Annotated in this window: 15 protein-coding genes; 3 read left to right on the top strand and 12 right to left on the bottom strand. The window is 58.4% G+C overall.

What is annotated here, in order from left to right; all coding sequences use genetic code 11:
• Positions 1-3: 3 nt before the first annotated feature.
• Positions 4-954, top strand: coding sequence for an alpha-E domain-containing protein (locus LRO94_RS14490; protein ID WP_032887395.1), 951 nt, complete (start codon positions 4-6; stop codon positions 952-954).
• Between the two features lie 210 nt (positions 955-1,164).
• Here the strand turns inward: LRO94_RS14490 and LRO94_RS14485 are convergent, their stop codons facing one another.
• The 3 genes from LRO94_RS14485 to LRO94_RS14475 all read right to left on the bottom strand — a co-directional run bounded on the left by LRO94_RS14485 (position 1,165) and on the right by LRO94_RS14475 (position 9,726).
• Positions 1,165-5,607 (bottom strand): carbohydrate binding domain-containing protein, encoded by a 4,443-nt coding sequence (locus LRO94_RS14485; protein WP_233896795.1) that lies wholly within the window; start codon positions 5,605-5,607, stop codon positions 1,165-1,167.
• A 217-nt stretch (positions 5,608-5,824) separates the two neighbouring features.
• Positions 5,825-8,080: an ATP-dependent DNA helicase gene (locus LRO94_RS14480; protein WP_179178990.1), complete on the bottom strand. Its 2,256-nt coding sequence runs from the start codon at positions 8,078-8,080 to the stop codon at positions 5,825-5,827.
• The gene (locus tag LRO94_RS14475; RefSeq protein ID WP_179178991.1) at positions 8,077-9,726 is read right to left on the bottom strand and encodes a VRR-NUC domain-containing protein; all 1,650 of its coding nucleotides are present in this window, start codon (positions 9,724-9,726) and stop codon (positions 8,077-8,079) included. The genes LRO94_RS14480 and LRO94_RS14475 overlap by 4 nt, the downstream gene beginning before the upstream one ends.
• Positions 9,727-9,913: 187 nt before the next feature.
• Here LRO94_RS14475 and LRO94_RS14470 point away from each other — a divergent pair, with 187 nt between their 5' ends.
• Entirely contained in the window at positions 9,914-10,138 is a 225-nt protein-coding gene (locus LRO94_RS14470) for a YgdI/YgdR family lipoprotein (RefSeq protein WP_032888446.1), read from the top strand.
• A gap of 426 nt (positions 10,139-10,564) precedes the next feature.
• On the opposite strand, the gene LRO94_RS14465 is transcribed toward LRO94_RS14470, so the two are convergent.
• The 8 genes from LRO94_RS14465 to LRO94_RS14430 all read right to left on the bottom strand — a co-directional run bounded on the left by LRO94_RS14465 (position 10,565) and on the right by LRO94_RS14430 (position 21,218).
• Positions 10,565-11,989 (bottom strand): polyurethane esterase, encoded by a 1,425-nt coding sequence (locus tag LRO94_RS14465; protein WP_095184798.1) that lies wholly within the window; start codon positions 11,987-11,989, stop codon positions 10,565-10,567.
• 40 nt (positions 11,990-12,029) lie between these two features.
• On the bottom strand, positions 12,030-13,367 hold the full coding sequence (locus LRO94_RS14460; protein ID WP_179178992.1) for a TolC family outer membrane protein: 1,338 nt from the start codon (positions 13,365-13,367) through the stop codon (positions 12,030-12,032).
• A gap of 2 nt (positions 13,368-13,369) precedes the next feature.
• Positions 13,370-14,671, bottom strand: a complete 1,302-nt coding sequence (locus LRO94_RS14455; protein ID WP_032891488.1) for an HlyD family type I secretion periplasmic adaptor subunit — start codon at positions 14,669-14,671, stop codon at positions 13,370-13,372.
• Positions 14,668-16,419, bottom strand: coding sequence for a type I secretion system permease/ATPase (locus LRO94_RS14450; RefSeq protein WP_032891486.1), 1,752 nt, complete (start codon positions 16,417-16,419; stop codon positions 14,668-14,670). Before LRO94_RS14450 ends, LRO94_RS14455 begins: the two co-directional genes overlap by 4 nt.
• Before the next feature lie 102 nt (positions 16,420-16,521).
• Positions 16,522-16,890: an AprI/Inh family metalloprotease inhibitor gene (locus LRO94_RS14445; RefSeq protein WP_179178993.1), complete on the bottom strand. Its 369-nt coding sequence runs from the start codon at positions 16,888-16,890 to the stop codon at positions 16,522-16,524.
• A 49-nt stretch (positions 16,891-16,939) separates the two neighbouring features.
• Positions 16,940-18,373 carry a serralysin family metalloprotease gene (locus LRO94_RS14440; RefSeq protein WP_032891484.1) on the bottom strand — a complete coding sequence of 478 codons (1,434 nt, stop codon included), beginning with the start codon at positions 18,371-18,373 and terminating at the stop codon, positions 16,940-16,942.
• A 367-nt stretch (positions 18,374-18,740) separates the two neighbouring features.
• Complete coding sequence (locus LRO94_RS14435; protein WP_179178994.1) at positions 18,741-19,844, bottom strand: DmpA family aminopeptidase; 1,104 nt, start codon at positions 19,842-19,844, stop codon at positions 18,741-18,743.
• A gap of 9 nt (positions 19,845-19,853) precedes the next feature.
• Positions 19,854-21,218 carry an APC family permease gene (locus LRO94_RS14430; RefSeq protein ID WP_095184804.1) on the bottom strand — a complete coding sequence of 455 codons (1,365 nt, stop codon included), beginning with the start codon at positions 21,216-21,218 and terminating at the stop codon, positions 19,854-19,856.
• A 198-nt stretch (positions 21,219-21,416) separates the two neighbouring features.
• Here LRO94_RS14430 and LRO94_RS14425 point away from each other — a divergent pair, with 198 nt between their 5' ends.
• The gene (locus LRO94_RS14425; protein WP_179178995.1) at positions 21,417-22,202 is read left to right on the top strand and encodes a helix-turn-helix transcriptional regulator; all 786 of its coding nucleotides are present in this window, start codon (positions 21,417-21,419) and stop codon (positions 22,200-22,202) included.
• A 63-nt stretch (positions 22,203-22,265) separates the two neighbouring features.
• Here the strand turns inward: LRO94_RS14425 and LRO94_RS14420 are convergent, their stop codons facing one another.
• Positions 22,266-22,730 (bottom strand): M10 family metallopeptidase C-terminal domain-containing protein, encoded by a 465-nt coding sequence (locus LRO94_RS14420; protein WP_122757294.1) that lies wholly within the window; start codon positions 22,728-22,730, stop codon positions 22,266-22,268.
• Positions 22,731-22,772: the final 42 nt, after the last annotated feature.

The following is a 22,772-nucleotide window of genomic DNA, read 5'->3' as shown; positions in this document are numbered from 1 at the left end:
ATCATGTTGAGTAGAACCGCCGCAGATCTGTACTGGATGTCCCGCTACCTGGAGCGCGCCGAGAACCTGGCGCGCATGCTGGAAGTGAGTTATTCGCTGTCGTTGATGCCCCAGGCCGGACGCAGCGATGGCCTAGACGAACTGGCCATGTCGCTGCTCAGCAGCGGCACGCTGGAGAGTTATCTGGAGCGCCATAAGCAACTGGACGCCGAGCGCATGCTGCACTTCTTCGCCCTCGACGAAGAAAACCCCGCCAGTATCTACAACTGCCTGCGCGCCGCACGGGGCAACGCCCACGCCGTGCGCGGACGCATCACCGCCGACATGTGGGAAAACCTCAACGCCACCTGGCTGGAAATGCGCAGCATCGCCGCCGGCGGCCTCGCGCGGCACGGCATCAGCCACTTCTGTGACTGGGTCAAGCAGCGTTCGCACCTGTTCCGCGGCGCGACCTCCGGCACCATCATGCGCAACGACGCCTATCGGTTCATCCGACTCGGCACCTTCATCGAACGTGCGGACAACACCCTGCGCCTGCTGGATGCGCGCTACGAAATGTTCGGCGAAGAGTCCGAAGAAGTCAGCGACCTCTCGGCACGCGGCTATTACCAGTGGAGCGCCCTGCTCCGCGCATTGTCGTCATTCGAGGCGTACACCGAGCTGTACCCGAATGCGCTGAATGCTCGGTCGGTGTCGGAGTTACTGCTGTTGCGCAGTGATGTACCGCGTTCACTGCATGCGTGTATCGAGGAGTTGAGTCATATCCTCGCGGACTTGCCCGGTAGTTATGGGCGTACGGCGCAACGCCTGGCCGCTGAGTTTGAAGCGCGGCTGAGGTATACGGGGATTGATGAGATTCTGGAGGATGGGCTGCATAGTCGGCTGACGGAGTTTATTGAGACGGTGAGGGAGTTGGCGGGGGCGGTTCATAGTTCTTATTTGGAGGTGGTGTGACACGCCCGGTTATTTTTGTATTTACAGGCTTGCCCAATAAGGCGGTATGCCCGATCAAAAAAAGCTGAATAGAGCCTGTGAACGCTTCCTTTTCTCTTACAAAAAATTTAGAAATCAGCACAGAGCGCATCACAACACAGAGACTAAAGTAGGAAGGCGGATATAAAAAAGGAGCGTATTTCTATACGCTCCCGTTTTTACGAGTCTCCTTCAAACTTGCACGATCGTAATATTATCAATGAAATGTGTGTCATCTAAATTGCCTAAAAGATGAATGGCAATGCGAACTGAGCCTGAGCTAACTGATGGAAATGGCAGCGTAAAATTAGCCCAGCCTCCCCCAGAAGAAAAGGTATCCCATGTCTTCTGACCATTTGCATGATAAACGGCGATTTGAAAACGCTGCATATATCCTCTAGAATTTCTTATATCAATACTAATCTTATAGTTTCGCCCTGGTACAAAAGAAGTGCTTGGATACACTTTCTCTAAGGTAGATGAATTACCACTCCTGCACTGAAGGAATTTAGAATAACCCTCCCCAACACCTTGTCCAAAACCATGAGTTATTAATGTACTCCCCGAAGCTACCCATCCATTATCACGACGATCGTCGAAGTGAGTGCGATCAATGATCACCTCCACTTTTCTTATGGTGTACTCCACCTGCGGAACGATAATGGCGTCAGCCTCCGCTATGCCAGGACCTAAAGCGGCTTTGAAGTCCAATGTCAGTTTCGTGTTGTGCCCTAACTCTTTCAAGTACGACGCATAGGTTATTCCACTTTGCCACCACCCCTGGCTGAACCAAGTAGCATTGACATTTGAAGCACCACCATTCCAGTGAGTGCGGTTGTGCGCCGCGCCTCCATTCTTGAAACCTCTGAACTCAATCCAAACCGGAGAACTAGTCGCAATGAAGGGCCAGTTGCCGACCCGGAGCGTCCTATTAGCCGTACCGCTCGATAGATCCAATACCTTGGTAGTTTGGTTCGCCTCAATCATTTGGATCACGGTTTTTGCCAACTCGGCTTGAGGAATCGGCGTCACCGTCACCGTTACCACCTGCGATGAACGCACGACTCCCGCACGCGTCACTTCATATTTAAGCGTGAACATCTTATTGATATTGCCAATGTTCGCGGCAATCGCAGTTACAGGAATAGCAAATGTCACCACGCCACTGGTCAATCCGGGCTTGGCTGCAATAACTGGCGAACCCGCACCGGCAGTCCCCACCATCGTGACCTTGATGCTGTCGGTGGTATACATCGGCATGTACTCCACCGAAACTGTACCGCCATTTTGTGCGCTCAAGGGCGCGAGGGTCACCGCCGCCCCCGTACCGGTTGCCTGGGTCAATTTGGGCGGCGGGAATTCGGCCGGAAGACTGGAGATCGTGTACGTCACCACAGGGAATACAATCGCATTGGCTTCGACGGTACTCGAACTGAACGTAGCTTTGAATTGCAAGGCCAGTTGGCTGTTGTGGCCTAATCCCAGAAGATATGAGGCAATCACTGTTTTCTCGTAAAAACCATTTGTGATCCAGGTCGAATTGACGGAAGAAACGCTCCCGACAAAATGGGTATGGTTGCTCGTTGTGTTGTCTGGTTTTTTTCCAGAAAGCTCCAACCAAACTCGGTGACCAACAGCAATAAACGGCCATGTACCGGTCTTTAGTTTTCCGCCATTGGTCACGGCAGCTAAGTCCAATACCCGCGTGGTTTGATTAGCCTCGTTGATTTGGTTGATCGTCTTTATCAACTCGCTTGCGGGTATCGGCGTCACCGTCACTGTCACCACCTGCGATGAACGCACCACTCCAGCACGCGTCACATCATATTTAAGCGTGAACGTCTTATTGGTATTGCCAATGTTCGCGGCAATTGCAGTTGCAGGAATAGCAAATGTCACCACGCCACTGGTCAACCCGGGCTTGGCTGCAATAACTGGCGAACCCGCACCGGCAGCCCCCACCATCGTGACCTTGATGCTGTCGGTCGTGTACATCGGCGTGTATTCCACCGAGACTGTGCCGCCACTTTGTGCATTCAAGGGCGCCAGGGTCAACACCGCCCCCGTACCGGTTGCCTGGGTTAATTTTGGGACAGGAAATTCGGCTGGCAAGGTGTTGACCCGGTACTCCATTATCGGAAAAGTCAGGGCCTCAGCTTCGACCTTACTGCTACTCACCGCCGCTTTGAACTCCATCTTAAGCACAGTGCCATGACCCAACCCTTGCAGGTAGGACCGCGGTAAATTGGGTTCCACTTTCCCATTAGCGATCCAGGTCGAGTTAACCGCCGAAGCCCCGGCCCCGTTGTACACCAAGCGATCATGGTCAACGTTGCTGGCTGTTTTGCCCAGCAACCTCAACCACACAGGGTAAGATGCCGTAATAAATGGCCAGATGCCGACCGTGCCTCTGGCGTCTCCAGAAAAGCTGCTCAAGTCCAGTACCTTGGTAGCATTATTGGCCTGGTTGATTTGCAGAACTGTCTTTACCAACTCGGCGAGGGGTATCGCCTTGACCGTTACCGTCAATATGTCTGAATGAACCGTTGCACCTGCGCGCGTCACCCCGTATTGGAATGCCACGGTGGTGTCCTGGTTACGAATGTTGGCGTGAATCGCCGCTTTGGTGATATCGAACTCCACCTTCTGCAGCGCTTCATTACCGGGTTTGGCCGGAATGGTCGGCGAGCCAGCATTGCCTGCACCGATCATGGTGACCTGGATGGAGTCGGTACCCCGCATGCCAAGATAGGTCACCACCAGTTTCGTGCCGTTCTGTACCTTGAGCGGTTCCAGCGTAGCGGTCCCTGGGCCGGTCACCTGTGCTTCCAGCAAGGTCGGCGACGGCAGCTCGCCCACACCCTGGCTCACCAGGACCTCGGTAATTTGTGAGTAACGCGGAATTTCATCGCCGCGCTTGAGCGTGTAGAACACCGTCACCGTTTCATTCAGGTTGCTGGTGACGTAGTAGCTTTCGATGTAATGCTCGGTGGTGGCACCGTCTACGGGCACCTGCACCGGCACCTCGATACGCGCCTTCGGCCCGACCCAGTGCATCCTGATCCAGTCATCGCGTTTTGTTTCTGCAAATGGTGCAAACACTTTGGCATAGGCGCCAATATCATCCGGATTCAACTGACCACTGATCGCCTTCTCAATGATAGGTGCAGGCATCGTGCGTTGAAGCTGGCCCACAACAACTTGCAACCGCAAGGATTCCTGCGGCCGACTGCCAGGACGTGTGTGGGCGTAGAACACTTCCACCAGGTGTCCGTCAAAACGCGAAAGCTCGTCAGGGTATACGATGAACTCCATGTCCCCGTCGGGATTGGCTGGAATATCGTCGACTTCGCGACCTACCCGATGCTCGATGGTGATATCGGGGCTGCTGACCCGGAAAATCACTTCCAGATAGCCGTTTGCCGGCCAAGTGGCTTGCAAGGGGAAATACACGGTTGCAGCGAAATCAGGCTCGATGTGGCCGCCCAGGTCCTCCTTGATCTGCGGCGCCGGCCATCTGACGATTTCGCCGACCACATCCAGGTAAAGCTTTTGAGAGGGCTGCTCAATCGTCCCTTGTTGAAACACGATATGCACGCTGACGGAGCCGTCGGCGATGGCAGCCACCAGCGCATTAGGCACATTGAATGTGTAGAGCCCTGCCGAATTCAGCGACCTGGTTTCTGTATAAGGAATTGAGTTCCCTTCGCGGTCCACACCCGCCCAGATCAGCGTCAGTATTGAATAGGCGACGACCTCTGCGCTGGTGATCCACGCTTGGATTTGTGCATCCAAACTGCCCAGTTCGGCCAGGTCAATCTCCGTGTCGGTGCCGGTGCCTGGAAATGCCAGCCACGGCGCTTCCGGGCGGATCTGATTCAGGTGCACATCAATCAGCGTTGTCGCCGACCAACGTGCCCATTCATCCGGCTGGTTACCCCCGGCGTCGCGGACCTGATAACCCACTCTTGTGTCCCGGCTGTTGCCTGCGGCACTGATAGTGGCGTAGTCAACGGTCAACGTAATATCACGGCCTACTTCGTTAGGCTGCACACGATGGAGTACCCGCTGAGACCCCCAGACCAGAATGATCAGGTCGTAGGCATGCATGTGAATCCAATGGCGGATGATGATATTGACCCCTGCCAATGCATCGACTTCGCTGACGCCATTCAACAATATGGAGGGTGGAACCACATACACCAGCCCCTGGTGGCCGGGCAATATGCTATTGGGGTCACGGTCCCCAGGACGCGTCAGGCTAACCCGGTACTTGGGCTCTTCGGTAAACGACTCATTGCCACTGGCACGTCTTAATTTGCCGAATACCGGGTTGGCCCAATATTGGACGACTTTGTGCAGAGGGACCGTCAAAGGGATACGGTCCAGGTGTTCCTCACCCTCGCGAATCTGGGTAGACGCTACGGGAACATTGCGGTTGCCCCAATAGAGATACGCAACGCTACCGGGGTTGACACCGTCTTTGGGGTTTCTGAGGTAAACAACGAAATCACCCTCCGTATGCCGAAGGCCGATACCACCGTGGGCGCCGTCAGGATCGCCTTCGAAGGGAGACTCCAAAAGCGACACTTCAATGGGGGGTAAGAGGGCTTTAGGTTTTTTTTTCCGGGTCATGGCAAAAGTACTCGCAGGGCGCCGTGAGGGAGGCTTACCTGCATCAAACGCTTCAAACCCTGGGTTGCCTACTGTCAGAACTAACAGGTGGCGACGGGTGGTAATGACCCGATGATTGAACAGTGCGCTCGCTATCAGCACCTGTTAATTCTGAATGAGCACGTAGTTGTGAGCGCTCTTACTATGCTTGGCGCCAACCATACGCCGGGTCTAACCATCAGCCGACTACCCACCATTTCGGCAACAACTGACGCACCCGCCCTTCCCCAAACCGATCATCCATCAACATCACCACTCCCCGATCGTGCTGGCTGCGGATCACCCTGCCCGCCGCCTGCACCACCTTTTGAATACCGGGATACAGGTACGTGTAGTCGTACCCCGCGCCAAAAATCGCGGCCATCCGCAGCTTCATCTGCTCGTTCACCGGGTTGAGTTGCGGCAGCCCCAGGGTGGCGATAAACGCGCCGATCAAACGTGCACCGGGTAAGTCGATGCCTTCTCCGAAAGCACCACCGAGTACGGCAAAGCCAATACCCTGGCTGTGTTCGGTGAACTGGTCGAGAAACGCCTGACGCTCGGTTTCGGCCATGCCCCGCGATTGCTGCCACAGGGTGATGTACGGGTGTCGTTCGGCGAGCAGTTGAGCCACCTGCTGCAGGTAATCGAAGCTTGAAAAAAACGCCAGGTAGTTACCCGGTTGCTGCCCGAACTGGCGGGCTATCAGCTCGACAATGGGGGCCAGCGAGGCCTCGCGATGCACGTAGCGGGTGGAAATTTCATCGATAATCCGCACCTGCAATTGCTCGGCCTTGAACGGTGATTCCACATCGATCCAGGCAGTGTCCGTCGGCAGGCCGAGCAGGTCGGCGTAATAGTGCCGAGGGCTAAGGGTGGCCGAAAACAGCACGCTGCTGCGGGCGGCGGTGAGCCGGGGGCGGATGAATTCGGCGGGCACCACGTTGCGCAGGCACAGGGTGGAACTGCTGCGTTTGCCGCCGAGCTGACGTTTGTGGATGTCGAAGATGAAGTGTTCATTGAACAGCTCGGCGACTTTGGCAAATTGCAGCGCTTCAAAGTAGAAAGCTTGCAGGTCACCGCTGAGGGCTTCGGGGTGGTCGTTGAAGTAATCGCCCAGGGCGCTGGTGCACAGGCTCAAGGCCTGGAGCAGCTTTTCCGGGCGCGCAGCGTAGGCCTGGTACGGCGCGAGCTGGTCTTTGTGAAGGGCATTCCATTCGCGATTGAGGCGCTGCAAGGGTTTCTTCAGGGGCTCGGGCGCTGTGTCGCGCAGGCCCTTGAGGCTGTACTGGTCGAGGCTTGCGCTGTACATGGAGCGTGCGCGTTCTACCAGGTTATGGGCTTCGTCCACCAGCACCGCGACGCGCCATTGGTTGAGTTGGGCCAGGCCGAAGAGCATGGCGCCGAAGTCGAAATAGTAGTTGTAGTCGGCGACGATCAAGTCGGCCCAGCGTGCCATTTCCTGGCTGAGGTAATAAGGGCATACGTCATGGGCCAGGGCGACCGCGCGCAGGTTGCGCTGGTCGAGCAGGCTTACCTTGGAGGCGGCAATGCGCGCGGCGGGCAAACGGTCGTAGAACCCCTTGGCCAAGGGGCATGAGTCGCCATGGCAGGCTTTGTCCAGGTGTTCGCAGGCTTTGTCCCGCGCCACCAATTCGAGCACACGCAGTTGCAAGCCGGGGCTGCTGGTGAACAGCACCTGCGATGCGTCGAGGGCAAGTTTGCGGCCCGGGGTCTTGGCGGTGAGGAAGTACACCTTGTCCAGTTGCTGCGGCGCAAAGGCCTTGAGCAGCGGGAAGATCGTGCCGATGGTCTTGCCGATGCCAGTGGGCGCCTGGGCCATCAGGCAGCGTCCGGTGCTGGCGGCTTTGTATACCGTCTCCGCTAATTTGCGTTGGCCGGGGCGAAAGTCAGCATGGGGGAAACTCAAGGCTTGCGCGGCGGTGTTACGCGCTTCGCGGTGCTGCATTTCCTGTTGAGCCCAGCCGAGGAACAGCGTGCATTGCTGGTTGAAGAACCTCTCCAGATCAGGCGCGTGGAAGCGTTGATTGAGCAGGGTCTCGCCCTCGCCAACGATATCGAAGTACACCAGCGCCAGGTCGATTTCCGTCAACCCTAGCTTCTGGCACATCAGCCAGCCGTACACCTTGACCTGGGCCCAGTGCAATTGCCGGTGGTTGGCGGGCTGGGCATCAAGGTCGCCGCGGTAGGTTTTGACTTCTTCCAGGCGATTGGCATCGGGGTCGTAGCCATCTGCCCTGCCCCGTACCTTGAGTTGTTGGTACTCGCCTTCCAGTGCTACTTCGTTTTGGTAGTGCGCACTGCGTCGCGACGCGACTGTGCGGTGGCCCACGATACCTTCCTGGGCGCTGGGCGACGGGGTAAAGCGCAGGTCCAGGTCGCCGACCTTGGCCGTGAACTCACACAATGCGCGCACGGCCACGTTGTAGCTCAAGCCGGTTGCTCCGCCCAGCGCACGTAGCAGACGGTGACCGGCATCTGGTTCTCGCCACAGAACTCCAGCCAGCGCAGTTGGTTGTCCTGCAGACGGTCGCCCGGACCTTTGACCTCGATCATGCGGTAGGACTTTTGCGCAGGCCAGAACTGGATCAGGTCCGGCATGCCCGCGCGATTGGCTCGGATGTCCAGGAGCAGGCGTTCAAACCAGTAGCGCAGGTGTTCGGCGGGCAAGCATTCCAGGGCCTGCTCTAACAGGTCTTCACTGAGCAGATTCCAGAATACGAAGGGCGATTGAATGCCCCACTTGGCGGCGTAGCGCTGGCGAATGAGGGCCTTGTACCGATCATCCTGCAGTTGCTCGAAACACGCGGCGAACAATGGCGCGCGGCGCTGGTGGAAGTCTTCGCTGTGCAAGTCGGCCGGGCCACGCTGGAACGGGTGGAAAAACGCTCCCGGCAGCGGTGCGAAGATCGCGTCCCAGCACAGCAACCCGAACAGCGAATTGATCAGGCCGTTTTCCACGTAATGCACCGGCGCATCGGGCGCGCTCAAATGAGCCTGGACGCAGTACTCCACCGACATCAAGGGTTCCGGCAGTGCCAGTTCCAGGTCCAGGCGCATGACTTCCCGTGGTCTGAGCCTGGGCAGCTTGGGCTCACCCAGCTTGCGACGCAGGCGCGGCATGACGCGCAGCAGGTGTTGCTGTTCGGCGGCACTTTCCGGCGCCTGTTGCGCGGTACTCGCCAGAACCAAGGCCTGGGCGTAGTCCTCCTGGCGCTCCAGCACGCGGATCAATCGCGCACGGGCGCCGGGGTAGGCGCAGGCACGGTAGATTTGCTCGGCCAAGGCCAACTCGGCGCTGCGCTCACAATACTGCCCCATCTGGAACAGCAGCTTGGCCCGGCGTTTTTCCAGCCAGGGGTTGTCGGTCGTCAGCGTGGCCACCTGCGCCAGCACGTCGTGCAGCGCGGTGCCGGTTTCAAACGCGTGCTGGCATTGGTGCAGGAACAGCACGCCGTGCACGTCGTCACGGCTGCGCAAACCCCGGGATTCAGCGCAGAACGCCACTTTTTCGTAGGTGTAGATACCGAGGTCCGCCAGCACGAATTCCGACCAGTCCTGGTGCAGATTGCCGAAGAACATCAACCGCAGCCGGTCACACAGGTCCATCACGGTGAGGCTGTACAGCCGTTCGGCAAGCTGCGGGCACCACTGGACAAAGCTGCGGGTTTCGCTGAACTGCGCCGCCAGGCCCTCAAGCCAGTCGGCCTTCTTGCCTTTGGGTTGGTCGATCCACGGCTTGAACGTGCTGAGGATTTCGCCTTTTTGCAGCAAGGCGAACACCTCTTCAAAGGCCAACAGGCATTGATCATCAACCCAACCCAATTGCCGCAATGGCGTTGCAGCCGCGTGGGTACAACCGACCTCCTGATAGCTGAGTTTCCCCGCGCGAAAGTGCACGCCCTTGCGCATTACCATGCGCACTAACAACGCCTGGGACGGCTGCGGCAAGCTGTCGAATTGCTGAATGAAATGCTGTTCGTCAGGATCCAGCAGATCGGCATAGCGCTGCCCCAGCCATTGCAGGACCTGGCGGAAGTTGTGCAGGTAATAGAGCGGGTCGTCGAGGGGGTTGGTCATGGCGCAAGCGAGTCAAATACTGGTTATGCATACAGAGTGCCGGTCCCGATGCTGTGTTGCAATCGGTAATAGATAAATGGCTCACGCAACTTTTTGTATAAAAGTGATCAGATGGTGGAGTCGATGGCGTAACATTTGCGGCCCGCAGCCGCACGCTGCGGGACTTTTCAGGGTTAAGGTAAGGGTTATGAACATGAAGAATTTGGGTCTGCCACTGGTTGCACTCACATTTCTGGTATTGGCCGGTTGCGCGACGCAAACCGTAGTGACACTGCAAAATGGCACGCAGTATTTGACCAAAGACACCCCAAACGCCAAGACCGCCGATGGCTTTTATGAGTTCACCGACATCGCTGGCAAACGCGTTCGTGTCAAAGCCGCCGATGTGGCGACGGTGCGCAAGGAAAAGTGAAGTGGTTCTTCAGTCGATATCTTTATTGACTGAGCCACCGCCATCGGGGGCAAGCCCCCTCCCACAGGGTTGACCGCGTTCCAATTTGACCAATAGCGTCCGCTGCCCACTGATGCGCAAGGAAGACGGATTCTCCGCTGCCAACACTGCCCAAATGTGGGAGGGGGCTTGCCCCCGATGGCGGGCTTCCAGTCAACATCTCCATTGACTGAGCCACCGCCATCGGGGGAAAGCTCCCTCCCACAGGGTTGACCGCGTTCCAATTTGACCAATAGCGTCCGCTGCCCACTGATGCGCAAGGAAGACTGATTCTCCGCTGCCAACACTGCCCAAATGTGGGAGGGGGCTTGCTCCCGATGGCGATCTTCCAGTCAACATCTCCATTGACTGAACCACCGCTATCGGGAGCAAACCCCTCCCACCGTTTTAACTGATGACAATCCCCTCCCCCGACAACCCAACCACTCCCACCAGCGTCACTGAATCCCCGCCAAAACTGATCACGGTATCTCCGCCCACCACCTTGGCGTGATCACGATAATCGCCACTGCTCTGCACGTCCGTAAACACCAATTTGTCCGTCGGCTGATAGCCAATAATCCGGTCCTGGCCAAACTGCCCGCTGAATAAAAACGTGTTGTGCCCGCTGCTGTCACGGATCGTGTCGTTACCCTTGCCGGCCTCGATAAAGTCCGCGCCCTTGCCGCCCTGGATCAAGTCATTGCCAGCGCTGCCAATGATGAAGGTGTCGCCTTTGTGGGGCTCGGCGTTGCGATTGAGGTCCTGCACCCACGTGTTGGCCCGCGCAGGGTCCGACAGGTTGGCGACAATAATCGTCGAGTCGCGAGTCATCACCTCATAGAACCCGGACTCCAGAACACGCGTCATGCCGTCGCCATATCCGGTGGGCAAATGGGAGATCCAAGTCGGCAGGTTGGTGATGGAAAACGGCAGCACGTTCCACAGCGTCGAGGCGTAATGGTCGTTGAAGCTGACGATATTGTCGGTGGTCGATTCATGGGGCTTGTCATGCACGCCCAACGACGACCAGTTGACGGATGAGCCGTCCAGCGCACGGAAAACCGGATCGTTTTCATAGCCGACATTGAGCACCTTGTCGCCGCTGCTCTGGGTCGGCGAGGCGTAGGCCACATAGTTGGCGTCCTTGAAGAAGCCCGCCCATTTGCCGTTGCTCAAGTCAGCCATGCTGTTCACCGCCAGGCCGCCCAGGCTGTGGCCGCTGACTACCACGTCGTGGCCGCTGAGGCCGTGGGCACTGGCGTAGTCGGCGATGTTCTTGAGCAAACCGCCGAAGGCTTCGCCGGCGTAGTTTTTCGCGTAATCCTTGGGCCCCAGGGCCGCGAGCAGATCGCTGACCAGATCGCCGATGGAGTCGCTGATCAGGCTTTCCCGTGGGCCTGAAGTACCACGAAAACCGATGCCGATTTCCAGCAGTTTGCCGGCGTCATCGTACTTGCCGAGCACTTCGACCTGGGCCGTGGTGTAGCCCGGTTTTTCGCCAAAGAAGGTGCCCCTGGCGTCGACCTTGCCGGTATAGCCCAGGGCGCTGGCGCTGATAGGTGTCCAGCCGGCTTGTTGCACGGCCTCCAGGGCGGCTTTTTCCGAGTCGGGGTTCCAGGGAATGCCGGGGATCACGCCCTGGGAATCACTGCTGCCCAACAGCGCGCCGACCAGGGTAGCCGGCAAGCCAAAGCCCAGACCGTTGTGCTGATAACCCACGGCAAAGCCGTTATCCAGGTTGTGGTAGGTGTACAGCGTGATCGCCATGGCATCGGCGAACAACGCTTTGGAGCCTTCGGCGCCCAGGTTTTTATAGTCGAATACACCCATGGTACTGCCTCTCTTTTGTTGGAGTTGTCGAGAAAGCTGGTTAACGCTGTGCGGGCCCGAACGCTTCGTCCACCTTGGCCAGATCGGTGTCGCGCAAGTTGCCGGCGTAGTAATGCAATTTGGTCCAGGCCATCAAATAGTCGTAGCGAGCCTGGGCGAGGTCGCGTCGGGTGCTGTACAGCTGCTGTTCGGCATTCAATGCATCGAGATTGACCCGTTCACCACCGAGGATGCTCTGCTTGGTCGACACCACCAGCGCCTCCGCCGAAGCCAGCGCCTTTTGGTACGCACGCAGCTTGCTCACGCCCGACAAACAGGCACTGAACTGCCGACGCAGTTCGATCAGGGTTTCCCGGGTCTTGCCCTCCAGCTCGTACTCTGCCTGCTCCATGGCGCGACTGGCCTGGCGAGTAGAGGCCGATATGCCGCCACCCGCGTACAGCGGCAGGCTGACTTCCACGCCAATGGTGTTGGTGTCATAGCGCTGGTTGTAGGTGTTGCCGCTGTCGGACTCCTGCTGGCGTGAACTCGCGTACGCCGTGACCTTGGGCAGATGCCCGGCGCGATTGCGCTCCACTTCGTAGCGCGCCACCTCCAGGGCCTGGCGTTGAGACGCGAGGGTGGGGTTATTACTGATTGCCAGTTCATGCCAAGTGTCGTAATTGGCCGGGGTCAGGGCGAATGCGGCGAAATCCTGGTTAAGCGGCGCCAAGTCGTGGATGTTGACGCTCTGCACGCCGATCAAGGCGCCCAATTCCCTTAACGACGCGTCTTGTTCGTCCAGCGCTTCGATCTCTTCGGCGGTGGCCAGCTCGTAGCGCGACTCGGCTTCGAGAATGTCAGTACGGGTGCCCTCACCCTGCTGGAATAGATGCTGGTTCTGCTGAAACTGCTGCTCGAAGGCCTTTTTCTTGGCGCGGGCGATGTCGATCTGGTCCTGGGCGAACAGTGCTTGGGTGTAGTAGGTCAACACCCGCACCAGCAGCGCCTGGCTCTTGTCACGAAAACTTTCGTCGGCAAACAACGCCTGGGCCACGCCTTTGCGGTAGTTGGCATAAGCCTCATAGTCAAACAGCGGTTGTTGCAGGCTGAAGGTGGAACCGTAGCTGTTGTAGTTGCGGTCGTCGTGATAATTGCCGCCGCGCCCGTCGGGCAAGGTGGCCTGGGAGTTGTTGCGGCCCTTGTTGTAGTTGTACGACAGCTTGGGCAGCAAGCCAGCACGGCCGATGGTGCGGTTTTCCAGGCCGGCGTCGCGCTCCTTGATCGCGCCAAGAAACACCGGGTCGTTGCGCAGGGCTTGCTCGTAGACATCAAACGGACCCATGGCAGCCTGGGCACTGGCGCAGCAGAACAACAAGGCGATGAACACAGGTTTCATGTTCATTCCTCGGTCAACGCTGAGCCGGCGCGATCCAGCAGCGGTTTGAACAGGTAATTGAGCAGCGAGCGCTCGCCCGTACGCACGAACATCTCGGCGGGCATCCCCGGCTTGATCACCAGACCCTGGAGTTTTTCCAACGCTGCCTCGCTCACCGTGGTACGCAGCACGTAATAGGGCGCACCGGTTTTCTCATCAAGCATTTGGTCAGCAGAAATCAGGCTGACCTCCCCCGGCACGCGCGGCGTACGGCTCTGGTTGAACGCGGTGAAGAGAATATCCACCGGCAAGTGCGTGCCGACCTTGTCCACCAGATGCACCGGTAGATGCCCTTCCACCTCCAGGCGTGTGCCTTGAGGCACGATCTCCAGCAGGGTTTCACCGGCACGCACCACTGCGCCTTCAGTGTGCACGCCGAGGTTGACCGCGATGCCGTCGGCCGGCGCGTTGATTTCGCTGTGTTGCAGGTCGAACCCGGCAGAGGTCAGTTGTTGCTCCAGGGTCAGGCTGCGCAGTTGCGCGTCGGCCAATTGGCTGCGCACTTCCTTCTGGTACTCCTCGCTGTGCTGCTGCAACTTGAGACGCGACTCGACGATGCCCTGCTCTACCCGGCCGCTTTCCCCGGTGTTTTGCGCCAGGTCTTGTTGCACTTGGGACAATTGGCGCTGGTACTCCATCAGCCGATTGCGCGGGATGTAGCCGTTGTCGGCCAAGGGTTGCAGGTTGCTCAGTTGATCACGCAGGGATTGGGCCTGGGCGGTCAAGTCGCTGCGGGCACGACGCATGCCGCCGAGTTGCGCGGTGGCGCCGTCGATATTCGCGCGAATGCCGGCTTGCTCGCGGGCGAAGGCCTCGCGGCGACTGCTGAACAGCTGACGCTGGCCTTCGAGCACCAAGGCCAAGGCAGGCTCGGGATTGCTGCTCAGCTCGGCGGGAAAGGTGATGGAGGATTGATTGTCGCGCTCGCTCTGCCAACGCGCCACACTGGCCCAGGCCATGCGGTACTGGGCTTGCAGCGATTGCACGTCGGCCTGGTTCTGGGTCTGGTCGAGACGGAACAACGGCTGGCCTTGTTTCACCAGCTCGCCTTCACGCACCAGAATACGGCTGACCACACCGGGACTGAGGGTTTGCACAGCCTTGCGCTTGCCGGACACCACCACCGTGCCTTGCACGGGAATCCCTTGATCCAGCGGCGCGAGGCTGGCCCACAGGAAGAAACCACCGGCACCGACCACTGTCAGCAGCCAGCCCATGCGGGCGAAAAAACCCGCGTCGCGTTGTTCGAAAGTGATGCTGCTCATGCGCCTGGATTCCTTCCGGCTTGATACTGACGACTGAAACTCACACCCGGTTTGTCCTTCGGCGCTTCCTGCTGGCCGGACAACGCCCTAAGCACGTCCTGGCTTGGCCCGAACGCCTGCAAACGGCCTTCGTTGAGCACCAGCAACTTGTCGGCCTGGGCCAACGCAGAAGACCTGTGAGTGACCAGCACCACGCTGCTGCCCTGGGCTTTCATCTGCACAATGGCAGTGGCCAAGGCCGCTTCGCCCACGGTGTCGAGATTGGAGTTGGGTTCATCCAGCACAATCAACCGTGGCCCGCCATACAGCGCACGGGCCAGGGCCACGCGCTGCTTCTGGCCGCCGGACAGGCCGCCGCCGTTATCCCCCAGCACCGTGTCGTAGCCTTGGGGCAGGCGCAGGATCAGTTCATGCACGCCGGCTTGTTGTGCGGCCTTGACGACAAGCTCAGGGTCCGCCTCGCGAAAGCGCGCAATGTTGTCGGCGATGCTGCCGCTGAACAGTTCGATATCCTGGGGCAGATAGCCGATGTGCGGGCCGAGGTCGTCGCGGTCCCAGCGGTGTATGTCCGCGCCATCCAGGCGCACGGTGCCGGCCAGGGTCGGCCACACGCCCACCAGCACACGGGCCAGGGTGGATTTTCCGGAGCCCGAGGCACCGAGCACGCCGAGCACTTCGCCCGCTCCTAAGGTAAAGCTGACTTGATGCAACGTCGCCACGCGCTTACCCGGCGGGCCGGCACTGACCTGTTCGAAGCTGACTTGGCCCTTGGGTGCGGGCAGTTTCATCTGCTCCACTTCCGGAGGGAACTCGCGCAGTAATTCGTCCAACCGCTGGTAGGCCAGCTTCGCCGAACTCCACTGCTTCCACACCGCAATCAACTGGTCGATGGGGCTGAGCACACGCCCCATCAGGATCGAACCGGCGATCATCATGCCTGCCGTCATATCGCCCCTGATCACCAGCAATGCGCCCAGGCCGAGTACCAGTGATTGCAAGCATAGCCGCAAGGATTTGCTCAACGAGGTGATCACCGAACCGGTGTCACTGGCCTTGTTCTGCAGGCCGAGGAACTGCGCATGCACCGCAAACCAGCGCTTGCGCAGCGCGCCGAGCATGCCCATGGCCTGGATAGTTTCGGCGTTGTGCAAATGGCTGGTGGCCAGTTGCGTCGACTGTTGGGAGAAACCACTGGCCTCACCCAATGGCTTCTTCGTCAGGTATTCGTTGAGGCACGCGAGGCCGATCAACAGCACAGCACCGGCGGTGGCCAGCACCCCAAGCCAGACGTTGAACAGGAAAATCACAAACAGGTAGATCGGAAACCACGGCGCATCAAAAAACGCGAACAGCGCCGGCCCCGTGATGAATTGGCGGATATGGGTCAGGTCGCCCAGGGATTGCCCGGCATGCCCCTGGCCGCGTTGCAGATTGCGTTCGAATGCGGCCTTGTACACGCGTAAGTTGAAACGCCGTTCCAACTGACTGCCGATACGGATCACGATGAAACTACGGATCACTTCCAAGGTGCCAATAAACGCAAAGAAGCCCACGACCATCAGCGTCAACATCACCAGGGTAGTTTCGTTCTGGGAGGACAGCACGCGGTCGTACACTTGCAACATGTAAATCGACGGCACCAGCATCAGCAGGTTAATTAATGCCGTGAAACAGCCAACGCTGATCAAGATGCTCTTGTATTCACCCAGCGCCTTGAATAAGGGCGCTACCGCAAAGGGCTTGGCCATATGTTGTGATCTTCCTTAAGCCAAATTTCGCGCATAAGTTGCCCGAGCCCCTGATAAAGGCCGGCCAACTAATAAAATCGAGTTATAAAGTTATAGCGATAACTAAGGCATTCGTTTTAATTCAACCACGACGCCCGCCTGGGTGCGGGCTTGATACTCCCCGTCTTTCTGGCGATTCAAATGAGTGATCCCGCTGCCTTCGGCATTGAATAGCCAGATACCGTCCGGAGTGGGCGACCATGTCAGGGGGGTATCGCCCAGCCATTGGGCGGCACAGGCCACATCACCGCTCAACGCGTTGGCCTGTTCGAGCAGGTCGAGGGCGCACACCTGATCCTGCTGGTGCAGTTGCCAATGCCCGGCCAATTCAGCGCTGGAAGGTAAAACAAGACTGCTCGCCATTGCGTGGGCTCCTGCCGACACGAACATCACCTGCAATACGCAGGCGATAAAATTGAAAAAACGCTGCATCTTCACGCTCCATCCTGGAGGCGCGACGCCGAAACGCCGCGCCTTTGTATCACGCCACGATGTCGCTGACGGCTGCCTGGCCTACGGTGGTGACGAGGAAATCCGCCACGCCGTGCCCGGAGAAGTCGACGGCCAACGTACCCAGATTGGTACCGGCTGCGTAGGTCAATACCGCGTCGCCGGCATGCCCGGTGAACGCGTTGACGAAGGTCAGGCCAGCACCTTTGGTGATGCCGCTGAGGTCGATCTTGTCCGAACCTGAGGTGAAGTCAAAGATCTTGTCCGCCGCCCCTGGCTTGGAGTCGGAACTGGCACCGAACACAAAGGTGTCATTGCCGGCGCCGCCCCACAGTTGGTCCGCACCGCCAGCACCGTAGATCAGGTCGTTGCCGGCCCCACCCTTGATAATGTTGGCGGCGTTGTTACCGATGATCAGGTCATTACCCGCACCACCGAAGGCGTTTTCGACCGTCACGCCCTTGGCGATGGACACGTTGCCCACCAGGCCGCCTACGTCGGAGAACGAGGCTTCATTGAGGTTGATCTTCTGGTTCTGAGTGAAACCGGAGAAGTCCAGGGTGTCGTTGCCGCCACCGTCCCACACCGAGAACACCAGCTTGTCGGCGTTGGAGGTAGCGCTGAGGAAATCACGCCCGGTGTTGGAATTGAAGCCGTAGGTGGTGTCGCCGGCGCGTGTGTTGTAGTTGGCGCCGTATAGCTTCTGGATTGCTGCGATGTCGTCGATCAGCGGGCCGGAAGCGTAGGCCTCGACGCCGCCTTTGCTGAAGTTCTGGTTGGTGTTGCTCTCGCTCCAGTAACTCATGAGGCTGTAGCCGCGCGTGTCCTGTCCATAGGTCGCGTCTTTGTAAGTCGGCGCGCCTTCGCCGGCGTTGTAGTCGCCAGGGTGAGCCAGGCCGAGGGTGTGCCCGATTTCGTGGGTCAGGGTCTGCCGGCCGTAGTTGTTCAGGTCCGGAGTCTTGTTGGGCGTGTAGCTGTTGTTGGTCAGGTACCACGAGGTGCCGTCGTAGCCTGCACCGGTGCCGGGCAGGTAGGCGAAGGCCGCTGCGCCATCCTGGCCGCTGCTGTAGTTGCCGAACGTCATGTGGCCGTCACCGCCGGTGGCTTTCTCGGTGAAGGTGACGTTGGCCACGTCCGACCAGGATTGCATGGCCAGTGCGGCCTGTGCTTTCTGCTGGGCGTTGAACTGGCTGAAGCCCGAGATGCCATGTTTGTTCATGGTGCTCGACGACGCCGAGGTCAGGAAGGTGTAGGTAAGGTCGATCTTGCCGTTGCCGTCAAAGTCCCGGTACGCGGCGCCGTCGCGCAGCAGCTGGGTGGCGGCCTGGTCGACGGTGTAGGACGGTTTGCCGTTGATCGTGAGGTTGCCGCCACGGTCATACAGATGGCTGAAGCTATCGATTTGCGAGTAAGCGGTGCTGGCTTGCGCCGCCGACACGATAGCCTTGTCTTTTACTTTGGACATAAACGTACTTCCTTGTTTGCAAGTGCATCAGTCTTTGATCGATAGGAACCCCGCGGGCGAGATCGTCCTATCACTCGCCTCTTTTGAAGGCGTAAGAAAACTGACACAACTTGAAATCTTTCGTCTACATCTATTTCCGCCGTAAAAAAGTAGCAAACTGCCAACTAGTGAAACTTTTGTGCCGGGTTTATTGGGGCAACTTGGCTTTGTCCGACAAAAAGCAGTGGGCACGTATTTAAATATTAAATAGCACCGATGCCGCTCAAGTTGAGCGGCACAGTTAATAATTGGATCCACTATATTGCCACGGTGTCATTGGCAACATTAAACAGCCATTACTTCAACTAATAATAGGCGTTGTCCCCCATTACCGGGACACACTCCACCCCGTATCGTGTAATGCCTGTAACAGCGTCTCACCCATCAAACCCGGGACTTGCACGCCATCGTCGGTGTTCATGGTTTCACCCGCCAGAATGGCGTTGATGATTGCCTCTTCCACCGCCTCTGCTGCGGCGCTGAACAGCGGCGAAATGTGGTCGTTATTGACCATCTGCAACGCACTGCTGAACGGCAGGCCCTTGCGGCCGTAATCCGCGGCAGGCAGGTCCTGGTTCCCGGTGGCGAAAGCCAGGAACAGATCGCCACTGGAATCTTCGGTGCCGCCGCCGGTACGGGCGATGCCGATGGAGGCGCGTTGCGCCAGACGCTGGCATTGATGCGGCAGCAACGGCGCGTCGGTGGCCAGGATCACCACAATGGAGCCCATGCCCGGCGTACCGCGCTCGGTGAAGGGCGATGGGATGTCCATCAACCGGCGTCCTACCGGATAGCCATCCACCCGCAGCTCCTGGCGCTTGCCATGGTTGGCCTGTACCAGCACGCCGACGGTCCAACCGCCCTGCTCCGCCGGCAAACGCCGCGAAGCCGTGCCGATACCGCCCTTGAACTCATGGCAGATCATTCCGGTGCCGCCCCCTACCGCGCCCTCTTGTACCGGGCCGGCTTCGGCGTTGACGACGGCTTCGCGCACATGTTCGGGTTTCACATGTTGGCCCCAGATATCGTTGAGCAGGCCGTCATAGGTCTCCATCACCACCGGCATGCACCAATACACCGCCGGGTCCGCGAGGCGCTCGCGCTCCAGGGCGATCAACGTGTCGCGCACAATGCCGATGCTGTGGGTGTTGGTGATGGCCAGCGGTGTGGTCAGCAGCCCTGCTTCACTGATCCACTCCAGGCCCGTGGCATCGCCATTGCCATTGAGCACGTGGTAGCCGGCGAAGCAGGGTTGCTGGCGCGCTTCCCCGGCGCGCGGCTGGATCACCGTCACACCGGTGCGCACTTGCTTACCGTCGATACGGGTGTTGAGGGTACTGTGGCCCACCCGCACGCCCGGTACATCGGTGATGGCATTCAACTCACCGGGTGTGCCCAGCCCCAAAGTGATGCCCAATTGACGTGCGCGCATAACCGCTCCTTACAATTTCTGGAAGACCGGACTCGACCGGCCGCTGATGCAATAGAAGATCACCGACAAGGCCAGCAAGCCGAGGATGATCATGATGTCGCGCACAGACGCCGCATAGATCAAGGTCCCCAGCAAGTAACCTGCACCGATGACAGCCAACAGAGCCGGCAACGGCCACAGCGGCATGCGATACGGGTGTTCGCGGTCGCGCAGCAACACGCGGCTCATCAACGCGCTCAACGCCACTACCAGGTACACCAGCATGATCAGCAACACGCTGAATGAGGTGAGGTCCGCCAGGTTGGAACTGAAGCTGAGCAGCGCCGACGGGATCGCCAGGAACAGCGTCGCCAACCAGGGCGAATCCCAGCGCGGGTGAATGCGGGTGAATAGTGTGTTGATGGTCGGCGTCCACAGCGCATCGCGCCCGCTGCTGAATACCACGCGGCCGATCTGGATCACGATGGCGACAATCGCGTTGAACACCGAGAGGAAGATCCCGGCACTGACCAAGCGCGACAAGGTTTCATTGCCGTGGCTGGTGAGCAAGTAGCCGATGGGGTCTGGGCTGCTGATCATTGCGCTCAGGGACGGCGCGCCGATCAGCAGTGCGGTGATCGGTACCAGTTCGATCACCACCACCAAGCCCAGGGACCACAACACGGCCTTGTGCACGCCTTTGCCGCCGCACTTCATGTCTTCGGCCAGCAGCACTGCGGGGCCGTAGCCATTGTAGGAAAACAAACCTATGCCCACCGCACCGATCACCAAGGCCCACGGCGCGAGATGCAGCACGCCGTTTTCGACGATCTGGGGCTGGAACAACACACTCGCCGGCTGCACCGGGTTACCAAACCCGATAAATACGATTACCAGTAGCGCCGCCACTTCCAGCAGCAAACAGGTGCCGGTAATCCAGGCATTGAGCTTGATATTGAGAATGCCCAGGGCGTAGCTGCACACCACAATCACCAGGGCGACGGTTTGCGAGTCGAACGTCGTGCCCAAAGCGTTGTTGAGATAGGTCGCGGCCCCGGTGGCCAATACCGGCGGGATGAATAGCAACATCACCAGCACCGTGAGAAAGGTCGCATAGCCAGCCATGCCACCGAACACACGCTTGGCGTACACATATTCACCACCGGCACTGTTGTGGGCGCGACCCAGTTCGGCATAACAAAACGCGAACATCAGCGCGAGCAGGCCGGCCATCACAAACGCCAGGAACACACCACTGCCCGCCTGCTGGATGGCAAAGGGCGCGATCACAAACACGGAACTGGCCGGCGTCACTGCGGAAACGGTGATGGCCACTACATCGAAAACGCTAAGGGTAGGTTTCAACACGCCGTCAGGCGTGGGGGAAGTGCTCATATCGTTATCCTCTGTCGTTGTTCTTGGTGTGAGGCAGAAACGAAAAATGATGTTTTTCGGGATATGTTTCCCGTTGGATGATGAAGACGTTATCGCCCAGGAGCTTGTCAGCCAATTCCCCTATTGGCGTACTCCCCTTGACGGTTCCTGGCAAAAGCCGAACCCTTGAGCGATCTTTTGCTGGCGGGAGCCTGTGATATGAGCCTGTTCCGTGAGGTTGGCATGCACGCTGGCTTGGGCCGTACCGTCGCGCACATCGGTACCCAGGGTTTCTGGAAACAGTTGGTGCTGTTGTTGCACCAATGCCTGCCCTTCGATAACGCGTTGGCGATTTTCTACCCGTTGGAGGGCGCGCCCCAAGCCCTTGAGGAATACGACGCTCAGCCCAGCAGCAAACCGGCGTCGATGCTGACGTACCTCAATGGCCTGTATTTGCTCGATCCGTTTTTCCAGGCGTGTCGCGAAGGGTACTCCAGCGGTGTATACCGCCTGGAAGAAGTGGCGCCGGACCATTTCCGACAGAGTGAATACTTCCTCAATTACTTCCATGACAACGTGCTGGAAGACGAGGTGCAATTGATCCTGCAACTGCCGGGGATGGGGACATTGTCACTGTCGTTGGGGATGCAGCGGCGGTTCAGTGCAGAAGACACTGGGATGATGACGATGATGGCGGCGTGGGTACTGCCGCTGATGCAGCAGCATTGGCAGCAAAGCACCCAGCGCGCCCCGGCCATGGACAGCCAGATCAGGGATGCCTTGAGCCAGTTCGGCTGTGGCGTGCTGTCGGACCGAGAGCTGGAAATCGCCCGTCTGGTGTTGCGCGGATTTTCCTCTAAGGCCATGGCTGAACGCCTGAATATCTCGCCGGACACGGTGAAAGTGCACCGTCGGCATTTGTACGCAAAGCTGGATATTTCATCGCAGCCGGAGCTGTTTTCGTTATTTATCCAGTCGCTGGGGCATGATCTGGAAAATCCGTAGAGCGATATCGACGTAAAACGGCCGGGCAGCACACGCTGCCTGACCATTTTGCGGTGAGTGGATTTAACTAAAGAATTTAACGTGATCGGCCAACAACTTTACATTATCAATACGGATGGAGAAGTTAGGCCCCTGCGCATTGACTTTCATATCCAGCGTACTCCAACCAAAAGGGCTGTGCTTTAACTGTACATCGCCTACTTCAGCGGGTGCGCGAGGCCGAATATGAATTATCTTTATTTTGTTATTCTTTACCATGTCAGACAAATCAACTTTATCCTCCCTTGGATTGAAGTTGAAAATAGTATCCGGATCATTGCTCGTAGAGTCTGTGAAGTGTTCGTACTTGAAGGTATTCGCACCTCGCGCGCCGACCAACTGGTCACTGCCCCCGCCACCGACAAGCACCGAAGCCTCGTCGGGCCTGGCGTTCAGGCGTTCGCGAGCGTCTGTGCCACGCAATACAGGAAGGCTGTTTTCGGGACGAGTCCACGTTCCGCCATTTGGCAAACTTTGTACTGAAGACATATGAGGTACCTTTTCATGTAATGATCAATAAAGAAGCTTCGT

It is taken from the genome of Pseudomonas sivasensis (assembly GCF_021391435.1).
In the GTDB taxonomy this organism is placed as follows: Bacteria; Pseudomonadota; Gammaproteobacteria; order Pseudomonadales; family Pseudomonadaceae; genus Aquipseudomonas; species Aquipseudomonas sivasensis.
Note: the sequence above shows the minus strand (reverse complement) of the source record. Positions and strands in the feature narration are given on the sequence as shown.